Consider the following 9,991-nt stretch of genomic DNA (forward strand, 5'->3'; position numbering starts at 1 on the left):
GCCCCGGTGGGCACCGCACGCGCCACCGTTATGGTCGGGCCCGTGACGGATCTGGCCCAGTTCGACATCGGCTCGCTGAACCTTCAGGCGGAGCCATGTGACCCAGCCGACAAGTGGTGCACGGCCGTCTACAACATGACCCACAACAACTGGTTCGCGCAGTCCGCCGACTGGCTCGTGGCCAAGCCGCTGACGATCCTGCTCATCCTCGTCGTCGCGATGGTCCTCCGGTCCATCGCGCGGCGGCTGATCGACAAGCTGACCCGCGCCAACAGCGGCGGCAAGGTCCCCGCGCTGCTCCGCCCGCTGAAGGAGCGGGCGCCGCAGGCGCTGGGGTCGCTGCTCTCGGAGCGGCGGGCCCAGCGGGCCAAGACCATCGGCTCGGTGTTCAAGTCGATCACGTCAGTGCTCGTGTTCGGCACCGCGTTCATGATGATCCTGGCCGAGCTGGGCGTGAACCTCGCGCCCGTGCTGGCCTCGGCGGGGATCCTCGGCGTGGCCATCGGCTTCGGCGCGCAGAACGTCGTGAAGGACTTCCTGTCCGGCGTGTTCATGATGCTGGAGGACCAGTACGGTGTCGGCGACGTCGTGGACGTCGGCGAGGCGTCCGGCACCGTGGAGGCCGTCGGCCTGCGGATCACGACGATGCGGGACGTCAACGGCACGGTCTGGTACGTCCGCAACGGCGAGATCCTGCGGGTCGGCAACTCCAGCCAGGGCTTCGCGGTCGCTGTGGTGGACGTGCCCATCGGCTACGGCGCGGACGTCGAGCAGGCCACCGGCATCATCGACCGGGTGGCCACCGAGGTCTCCGACAACGAGCCCATGTCCAACGACGTGCTGGAGCCGCCGGAGGTCCTCGGCGTCGAGCGTGTGTCGGCCTCGGAGGGCATCATGCTGCGCCTGACGGTCAAGGTCCGGCCCGGCCGGCAGTGGGCCGTGCAGCGGGCGCTGCGGGCCCGGATCATGGCCGCGTTCGAGGACGCCGGTATCCCGGGACCGCTCGTGCGTGGGTTCCCCAACGGGGAGTGATGGCAGGATGGAGAACGTGGCGACACCTGAGGAAGTGACCTTCTACGACGCGGTCGGCGGCGCACCCGTCTTCGACCGGATGGTCGGCCGGTTCTACGAGGAGGTCGCGAAGGACGAGGTGCTGCGCCCGCTGTACCCGGAGGAGGACCTCGGGCCCGCCGAGGTGCGCCTGCGGATGTTCCTGACGCAGTACTGGGGCGGCCCGCACACCTACTCCGAACAGCGCGGCCACCCACGGTTGCGCATGCGGCACGCACCGTTCGCGATTGGGCCGATCGAACGCGACGCATGGTTGCGATGCATGCGAATAGCGGTAGACGAGGCCGGGCTGGCCGACGACCATCGGCGCCAGCTGTGGGGGTACCTCGAGATGGCCGCCAACAGTCTGATGAACAGCTGGACCTAGATCCCCGTGGCGCCGCCTGCCACGGCGAGTTGGCAGGACGGCCGGAGTGCGAAGAAACCAGGACGAGTGGTGGCTGGGCGCCACCTTCTACCAGGTCTACGTGCGCTCGTTCGCGGACAGCGACGGCGACGGGATCGGCGACCTCGACGGGGTGCGTGAGCGGCTCGGCTACCTCGACCTGCTCGGCGTCGACGCGTTGTGGCTCACCCTCGACCCCACCGTGGAGCTGGACGTCACCGCGTTCGACCGGCTGGTCGCCGACGCGCACCGCGACGGCGTCAGGGTCATGGTCGACCTGCCCGACGAGCGGATGGTGCGGTTCTGGCTGGACCGCGGGGTGGACGGCTTCCACGTCACCGACGACCACGCGCACCAGCTGGTCCGCCAGGTCCTGGACGACCACCCCGGCATCGTCGCGGCGGGCGAGCTGCGGCCGACCGGCGACCAGCGGCCCTACGACCTGCACCTGGGCATCAACCTCCGGCTGATGCTGGCCGGCTTCGACGCGGTGGAGCTGCGCACGGCGATCGACGCGACCCTGGACGCGGCCGCGATGGCCGGCGTGCCCCCGACCTGGACGCTGTCGAACCACGACTCGGTGCGTGAGGCCACCCGCTACGGCGACGGCCCGCTCGGCACGCAGCGGGCGCGGGCGATGGCGCTGGTCGAGCTGGGACTGCCCGGGGTCGTGTACCTGTACAACGGCGAGGAGCTGGGGCTGCCGACCGTCCCGCTGCCGGGCTGGGCGCTGCCGGACCAGTACCGGTCCGACGCGCACGTGGGCAGCCGCGTCCCGCTGCCGTGGCAGGACGGGGAGCCGCCGTTCGGGTTCTCCCCGGGGACCTCGGCGTGGCTGCCGATGCCGCCGGAGTGGGCCAAGCTGACCGTGGAACGGCAGCTGGAGGACGCGGACTCGACGCTGTCGCTGTACCGGCAGGCGGTCGACCTGCGCAAGACGCACCGGGCGTTCTCGGGCGACGAGCTGGAGTGGTACGGGGCGCCTGCCGGGTGCTTCGCGTACCGGCGCAAGGGCGGCGGGCTCATCTGCGTGCTGAACGGGTGCCAGGCCGCCGTCCCGCTGCCGGCCGGGGAGATCCTGCTCGCGAGCGGTCCCCTCAACGACCGGCACCTGCCCCCGAACACGGCCGCCTGGCTGGTGACGAGCTAGAGACCGCTGCCGATCTCGCCGTAGCCGCCGTCGCCGAAGCTCAGGTCGGCGGGCTCGTCATGGGTCAGCTCGGCGTGCGTGTCGTCGTCGGACAGGGAGGCGCCGGCCACGAACGCGGCGGTCCCGCCGACGCCCCACGCCGCGCCACGGACGGCGTTGGCACGCCGTTCCTTGGCCGACAGCGGTTCCACCGGCTCGCTCGGGTACTTGACGTGCCTCGGCCGCGCCGGACCGTCCTCCGGCTCCCGGCCCTCCCACTCGTCGTGCTTGGGCACCGTCTGGTCCAGGAACCGACGCGCGGGGTCCTCGTCGCTCACCAGGCCATCGAACCCTAGACGAGCAGGGGCAGCAAGGCGTGCCTGCGGCGGACCACCGCGCCGAAGCGGGCGTCGATGCGCAGCCACGCGTCGGTGGCGGTGATCCGGACGTGCTCGTCGGGGTCGACGTTGCCGCCGGAGCCGAGGAAGCCCATGCCGGACATCGCGAACAGGCAGCGCATGGGGATCTTCACCTCCAGGCCGTCGCCGGTGACCGTCAGGACCGTCTGGTCCAGCAGTGACGCGGGCGGGGTGCCGTGCGGCCCCACGTTCTCACGCGCCACCTCCAGGCCGCGGTCGGTGAGGTCGGTCACGACCTTCGCCGGGAGCTGGTCCTCCACGACCTGCCAGTGCGCCAGCGGCGGCAGCGCGGACCGCCACTGCATGTCCATCACGCGGCCGGGGTCGATCCGGTCGGCCCTGGACACCGCCAGGGCGGCCAGCAGTTCGTTGCCGGACACGGTCACGTCGCCCGGCTCCACCGCACCCCGCACGGTCCTGGTGGCGAGCACGTCGAACGGCGTCGCCACCCACGCGTCCACCCGGCCGCCGTCGCGGTTGCGCAGGCGGACCACGGTCTGGCCGTCGAGACGGACCGCGCGTGCCACGAACGCGCCGAGGTCGTCGCGCTCTGGCTGCTCTACGAACGAAAGCTCAGGCACCGTTGCTCCTGTAGGCGGCGAGGAAGTCCCGCTCCTGTTCGGTCAGCCGGCGCGGGCGGCCGCTCTCCGTGTTGTACGGCACGAGCAGCGTCTCCGCTGTCGCGGCCACCGGGTCGTCGGCCGTTGGTCCACTGTGGACCTCATAGTCCAGGGTGAACGAGGCGGGGCGCATCTCCCGCACCCGCAGCGCCACGCGCACGGTGCCGCCGTCGGCCACCAGCGGAGCGTGGTAGTCGACGACCAGCCGGGCGACGACGACGCCCTGGGTCATGCCGCCGGCACCCTGCCGCACCGCCTCCTTGAACAGCAGGTCGACCCGGGCCTCCTCCAGCAGTGTCACCGTGCTGGCGTGGTTGACGTGACCGAACACGTCCATGTCAGACCAGCGCGGCCGGACATCGGCGATGAAGACACCCACTAGCGAACCATACTGCGCACCTGCCGCGTGGCGACGGACAGTGTCGCCAGGTCGAGACGCCCGACACGGCGGATCTCCTCCAGCGACTCCCGCGACCGCCCGATGCGCCGGGCGTTGGTCCGCTCCCAGTTCGCGATCTTCTCGTCGGCCGTGGTGCCGGGGTCGCTCTGCCGCAGCACGTCGAGCACGATCGCCCGCACCGAGCTGTACAGGTCGTCCCGCAGCGCGAGCCGCGCGAGGGCGTGCCACCGGTTGCCGCGCTCCAGCCCGCTGATCGACGTCAGCATCGAGTCGATGTTGAGGTGGTCGGACAGCGCGTAGTACAGCTCGGCGGTCTCCCGCGGGCTGCGCTCGGTGTCCAGCGAGTCGCGGTCGGCCAGCTCGGCGACCTCGATGACGTCCAGCAGCGGATAGCAGTCCAGCAGCGACGCGATCCGGCGGGCCAGCTCGACGGGCGCGCCCGCGGTCACCAGCTCCTCGGTCTCCTTCGCGATCTTCTCCTGGCCGCTGCCCCGCAGGAACCCGGGGACCTCGGGCATGAGCTCCGCGATGACCGCGCCGAACCGGTTGATCTCGGCGCCGACCGCGAGGGGCTGCGGCCGGTTGGACAGCAGCCAGCGCGACGCGCGGTCGAGCAGCCGCCGGGACTCCAGGGTCATCGTGTCGGCCGTGTCGGTCGGCACCACGTTGTCCAGCGTCCGGATCCGCCGCCACAGGTCCTTCAGGTCGAACACGGTCGTCGCGACGGTGAACGCGCGCACGGCGTCGGTCGCCGACGCGTTCATCTCCTCGGCCAGCCGGAACGCGAACGACACGCCACCGCCGTCGACGACCTCGTTGACCAGCAGCGTGGTGGTGATCTGGCGGCTCAGCGGGTGCTGGGGGATGGCGTCGCCGAAGCGCTTCTGCAGCTGGGTCGGGAAGTACTCCGGCAGGCGGCGGGTGAACACGTCGCCGTCGGGCAGCTCCGAGGCCAGCACCTCGTGCTTGAGCTGCAGCTTGACGTGCGCGAGCAGCGTGGCCAGCTCCGGTGAGGTGAGGCCCTCGCGGTGCTTGTCCATGTCCCGGAACTGGGTCTTCGACGGCAGCGCCTCCAGCCTGCGGTCCAGGCCGGAGTGCTCCTCCAGGTCGGTGACCAGGCGGGCGAGCACGGTCAGCATCTGCTTGGCATGCGCGCGGGACACGCCGAGCACGGCGTTCTGCGAGTAGTTGTCGGCCAGCACGAGGTGCGCGACCTCGTCGGTCATCTCGGCGAGCAGCTCGATGCGCTGCTCCTGCGCGAGCACACCGGTGGCGACCAGGTGGTCGAGCAGGATCTTGATGTTGACCTCGTGGTCGGAGCAGTCCACGCCCGCGCTGTTGTCGAGCGCGTCGGTGTTGACCTTGCCGCCCGCCTTCGCGAACTCGATTCGGCCGCGCTGCGTCAGGCCCAGGTTGCCGCCCTCGCCCACGACCTTCACCCGCAGGTCGCCGCCGTCGACGCGGACCGCGTCGTTGGCCTTGTCGCCGACGTCCGCGTGCGCCTCGCCGGCGGCCTTCACGTACGTGCCGATGCCGCCGTTCCACAGCAGGTCGACCGGAGCGAGCAGGATCGCGTGCATCAGCTCCGGCGGCGACATCTTCGTGACGCCTTCCGGCAGGTCCAGGGCGACGCGGGCCTGCTCGCTGATCGGGATGGACTTGAGGCTGCGCGGCCACACGCCGCCGCCCTCGCTGATCAGGGACCGGTCGTAGTCGTCCCAGCTGGAGCGGGGCAGCTCGAACAGGCGCCTGCGCTCCGCGTAGGACGTGGCCGCGACCGGGTCGGGGTCGATGAACACGTGCATGTGGTTGAACGCCGCGACCAGCCGGATGTGCTCGGAGAGCAGCATGCCGTTGCCGAAGACGTCGCCGGCCATGTCGCCGACGCCGACGACCGTGAGGTCCTCGGTCTGGGTGTCCTTGCCCAGCTCACGGAAGTGGCGCTTGACGCTCTCCCACGCGCCGCGGGCGGTGATGCCCATGGCCTTGTGGTCGTAGCCGACCGAGCCGCCGGAGGCGAACGCGTCACCCAGCCAGAAATCGTACCTGGCCGCGACCTCGTTGGCGATGTCGCTGAAGGTCGCGGTGCCCTTGTCGGCCGCGACGACCAGGTACGTGTCGTCCTCGTCGTAGCGGACCACGTCGCGGGCCGGGACGACCTCGCCGGCACGCAGGTTGTCGGTCAGGTCCAGCAGGCCCGAGATGAACATCCGGTAGCAGGCGATGCCCTCGGCCTGGAACGCCTCACGGTCCTTGCCCGCGTCGCCCGTCGGCTCGGGCGGACGCTTGACGACGAAGCCGCCCTTCGCGCCGACCGGCACGATGACCGCGTTCTTGACCGCCTGCGCCTTGACCAGGCCGAGGATCTCGGTGCGGAAGTCCGAGCGCCGGTCGGACCAGCGCAGGCCGCCGCGCGCGACCGGGCCGAAGCGCAGGTGCACGCCCTCGACCCGCGGCGAGTACACGAAGATCTCGAACTTCGGCCGAGGGTCGGGCAGGTCGAGCACCTGGGCGGGGTCGAGCTTGAGCGCCAGGTAGGGCCGCGGCTCGCCGTCGTCGTCGCGGACGTTGTAGTTGGTGCGCAGGGTGGCCCGGATGAGTGCCAGCAGGTTGCGCAGGATCCGGTCGGCGTCGAGGCTCGTGACGTCGTCGATCATCGTCGTGATCTCGGCGATCTGGCCGTCGAGTGCCCTGTCCCGCACCTCGTCCGGCTTGCCGAGGTCGAAGCGGGTCTCGAACAGCCGGACCAGCGCGGTCGCGATGTCGGTGTGGTCGAGCAGCGCCGACTCGACGTCACCCTGGTCGAAGGGCACGCCGGCCTGCCGCAGGTAGCGGGAGTACGCGCGCAGCAGCGCCGCCTGCCGCCAGCTCAGGCCGCCGGTCAGGACGAGCGTGTTGAACCGGTCGGACTCGGCGTCGCCGCGCCAGATCGCGCGGAACGCCTCCTGGAACAGGGTGCGCTGGCGTTGCTGCTGTTCCGGGGTCTTCCCCTCGACCTGCTCCGGGGGCACCCGCAGGCCGAAGTCGTAGATCCACCAGGGGTGGCCGTCCTCGCGGCGCAGCTCGTACGGGCGCTCGTCGACGACCTGGACACCCATGTTCTGCAGCACCGGCAGCATCTGGGAGAGCGTGACGCCGTCGCCGGCCAGGTACAGCTTGAAGCGGCGCTCCCCCGGCTGCTCGTCGTCGCGGCGGTAGAACGACACGTCCAGGTCGCCCTCGTCGCGCAGCTCCTCGAAGCGGCGCAGGTCGGTGAGCGCCTCGGCGGCGGCGAAGTCCTCCTTGTAGGCCTCCGGGAACACGCTCGCGAACCGCTGGCCCTGCTCGGTGGCCGACTCGGCGCCGATCGCGACGAGCTGGTCGCGGGAGCGGGGCAGCTCGGCGTCGAGCTTCTGCCGCTGCTCGGCGAACACGGCCTCGACCAGGCGGTCGTCCCAGGTGCGGACGGCCTCGGTCAGCCGCGCCTGGATGCGGTCGACGTCCACGTCCGGGTCCGCTTCCGGGTCGGTGTGGACGGTGAAGTAGACCTGCGCGAACGCGGTCTCGCCGAGGCGGACGGCGAACTCGACACCCTTGCCGCCCAGCTCCTCGATGAGGACGTTGGCCATGGCGATGCGTGAGGTCGTGGTGTACCGGTCGCGCGGGGTGAACACGAGGCAGGAGAAGAACCGGCGGTACGGGTCGCGGCGCAGGAACAGGCGCAGCCTGCGGCGGTCGGCGATCGCGATGACGCCGGTGGTCGTCTGGTACAGCGTGTCGGAGTTGGTGGAGAACAGCTCCGAGCGCGGCCAGTTCTGGATGACCTCCAGCATCTTCTGGCCGGTGTAGGACTCCAGCGGGAAGCCGGCGCGGTGGATGACGTCGCGGACCCGGCGCCCGACGACCGGGATGTCCAGCACGTCCTCGTGCAGGGCGTTGATGGTGAAGACGCCGAGGAACCGGTGCTCACCGGTGACCGAGCCGTCCTGGGCGAAGGTCTTGACGCCCACGTAGTACGGGAAGGTGGACCGGTAGACGTTCGACGGGGCGCTGGCCTCGGTGAGGATCAGCAGGTCGGAGGAGGTCGCGTCGGCATCGGAGTCCGGGCCCGCGGTGAGGTTGCGGGACGAGATGCTGTCCTGGCGGAGCACGCCGAGTCCGCTGGCCAGGACGGCCTTGAGCGCACGCTGCCCCCCGTCGCGGAAGAGCTCGTAGTGGCGGTAGCCGAGGAAGGTGAAGTGGCCGTCGGCGAGCCAGCGGAGCAGGGCGGCGCCCTCGAGCGCCTGGGCCTCGTCGACGGGGGGGTCGGACTCGAGTTGGTCGGCGAGCGCGCGGGCGGTGCCGGCCATGCGGTCGGTGTCCTCGACGACCTCACGGACGTCGTTGAGGACCGTCTTGAGGCTGTTGGTGATCTCCCTCTTGCGGTCCGCGTCGGTGATCAGGTCCACCTCGATGGCCATCCACGACTCCGCCAGCGCGTCGGCCGGCGGGTCGTCGGCCTCGGCGGTGGTGAGGATGTCCCGCAGCTCGCCGGCGACCACGTCCCGGTTGACCACGACGATGGGGTGGACGATGCGGTGGACCTGCAGCCCGGTCCTGGTCAGGGCGGCCGTGACGGACTCGACCAGGTACGGCATGTCGTCCGTGACGAGCTGGACGACCGTGCCCGCGGTGCGCCACCCGTCGGCCTCGGGGTCCGGGGTGAAGACGCGGACCGCGGGGCGGCCCGGCACGCGCGAGCGGGCCAGCTCCAGGTGGCTGCGGACGCTCCCGACCAGGTCGACCGGGTCGGTGTCGGTGATCTCCTCCGGCGGGATGTAGCGGTAGTAGAGGCGGATGAGACCAGCGATGTCCGGCGCGGCCGAGGCGGCTTGTTCGACGAGCTCGTCCCGGCGCTGCTCGGGGCTCTCCTCCTCCGCTCTGCTGCCTGGGCTTTCAGCGCTGCGGATCCGGGTCCGGGTTGAGGTCATCTTCGAGCGACTCCACACGATCTGGGGCACGACGGTGTGCCACACATGAGGCACACAGATTAGGCGACTGGGCAACGGTACGACGGGCCATCGAACGTCATTCGGGCGACCGGTGCCGTCCGGTGTCCTCGGTGAACCGCGGCGTTTCGTCCTGTTCGTCGGCGGTGTCGGTAGTTGCCTGGTAGGCGGCGAGAGCCTCGGTGAGCAGGCTCGCAATGGTCGTGGCCGACCGCTCCCCCCGCCGGGGCAGCCCTTCGGGCCGGCGCTGGGGTCCGATCGGCTCGTCGTAGGTGGTCTCGGTGGTCCCGGGCGCGGAAGCGCCGGGAGGCGGCTGTTGCGCGCCGGACGGTTCCGGCGTACTGGGCTCGGTATCGGCCGCCGACCACTTGCCGAAAGTGGCCGACGACTCTTTTCTGTTCACCGAGAAGTCTGCGAATGCCTCCCCGAGCTTGGCCGGAGTCCTGGTCGCGTCACCGGCCGGCTCGGTCCCGAACAGGTCGTCGGCTGGGGACTCGACGACCGACGCGGTCTCGATGGCGGCCCAGGAACTCAGCGGTTTGCGTGCCGGTAGGGCCGGTGCGCTGTCGGCCTGGAAGGTGAACTTCTCTTCTTCGCCCGCGGAGGAGAGGACTGGGCCGGTGAGCGCGTCGAAAGCGGCCATGAGCCTGGACCGGCCGTCTTGGACATCGAGTGGGACATCCGGCGCGGACGGGGGCGTGTCGGGCGAGGCCGCGTGGAGTGGGGTCCCGCCAGATGGCGTCATATCGGGCGACGTCGCATCAGGTGGGGTCGCGGCTGGCTGGGTCATGGCGGCTGGGGTTGCGGCGGACCAGGTGGCGGCCGGGTCGGTGCTGGACGCGTTTGTGACGGGCCATGTCGTGACCGGTGTGGCGGGCGGGTCGGTGCTGAGGGCCCTGACCGGCCATGTCATCGCCGGCGTGGCGCCGGTGCTGGGCGGAGTTGTTTCGGGCGAAGGTGTTCCGGGGGCGGGCGGGTTCGCGGGCGGAGTGGGCTCTGG

9 protein-coding genes are annotated in these 9,991 nt (G+C 71.0%); 4 read left to right on the forward strand and 5 right to left on the reverse strand.

The features are described 5' to 3' along the window. Positions 1-135: 135 nt before the first annotated feature. The 3 genes from VET29_RS25985 to VET29_RS25995 are packed head-to-tail and all read left to right on the forward strand — an operon-like array spanning position 136 to position 2,606. Positions 136-1,032 carry a mechanosensitive ion channel family protein gene (locus VET29_RS25985; RefSeq protein WP_324925034.1) on the forward strand — a complete coding sequence of 299 codons (897 nt, stop codon included), beginning with the start codon at positions 136-138 and terminating at the stop codon, positions 1,030-1,032. Positions 1,033-1,039: 7 nt separating this feature from the next. Next, positions 1,040-1,438: a globin gene (locus VET29_RS25990; RefSeq protein WP_324925013.1), complete on the forward strand. Its 399-nt coding sequence runs from the start codon at positions 1,040-1,042 to the stop codon at positions 1,436-1,438. Between the two features lie 46 nt (positions 1,439-1,484). Further along, entirely contained in the window at positions 1,485-2,606 is a 1,122-nt protein-coding gene (locus tag VET29_RS25995; protein WP_324925015.1) for an alpha-amylase family glycosyl hydrolase, read from the forward strand. On the opposite strand, the gene VET29_RS26000 is transcribed toward VET29_RS25995, so the two are convergent. The 5 genes from VET29_RS26000 to VET29_RS26020 all read right to left on the reverse strand — a co-directional run bounded on the left by VET29_RS26000 (position 2,603) and on the right by VET29_RS26020 (position 9,634). Next, positions 2,603-2,923, reverse strand: a complete 321-nt coding sequence (locus tag VET29_RS26000; protein ID WP_324925017.1) for a hypothetical protein — start codon at positions 2,921-2,923, stop codon at positions 2,603-2,605. The genes VET29_RS25995 and VET29_RS26000 overlap by 4 nt on opposite strands. Positions 2,924-2,937: 14 nt before the next feature. Beyond that, the gene (locus VET29_RS26005) at positions 2,938-3,585 is read right to left on the reverse strand and encodes a hypothetical protein (RefSeq protein ID WP_324925019.1); all 648 of its coding nucleotides are present in this window, start codon (positions 3,583-3,585) and stop codon (positions 2,938-2,940) included. Further along, a complete protein-coding gene (locus VET29_RS26010) occupies positions 3,578-4,003 on the reverse strand; it encodes a thioesterase family protein (RefSeq protein WP_324925020.1) in 426 nt (141 codons plus the stop codon). The genes VET29_RS26005 and VET29_RS26010 overlap by 8 nt, the downstream gene beginning before the upstream one ends. Further along, entirely contained in the window at positions 4,003-8,973 is a 4,971-nt protein-coding gene (locus VET29_RS26015) for an NAD-glutamate dehydrogenase (RefSeq protein WP_324925022.1), read from the reverse strand. Before VET29_RS26015 ends, VET29_RS26010 begins: the two co-directional genes overlap by 1 nt. Before the next feature lie 97 nt (positions 8,974-9,070). Continuing rightward, positions 9,071-9,634, reverse strand: coding sequence for a hypothetical protein (locus VET29_RS26020; protein WP_324925024.1), 564 nt, complete (start codon positions 9,632-9,634; stop codon positions 9,071-9,073). Positions 9,635-9,779: 145 nt separating this feature from the next. Between VET29_RS26020 and VET29_RS26025 the strand changes: the two genes are divergently transcribed. Next, positions 9,780-9,991, forward strand: a 212-nt coding sequence (locus VET29_RS26025; RefSeq protein ID WP_324925026.1) for a hypothetical protein, incomplete at its 3' end; no start/stop codon positions are given.

This window comes from Actinophytocola sp. (assembly GCF_035634895.1).
Taxonomy (GTDB): domain Bacteria; phylum Actinomycetota; class Actinomycetes; order Mycobacteriales; family Pseudonocardiaceae; genus Actinophytocola.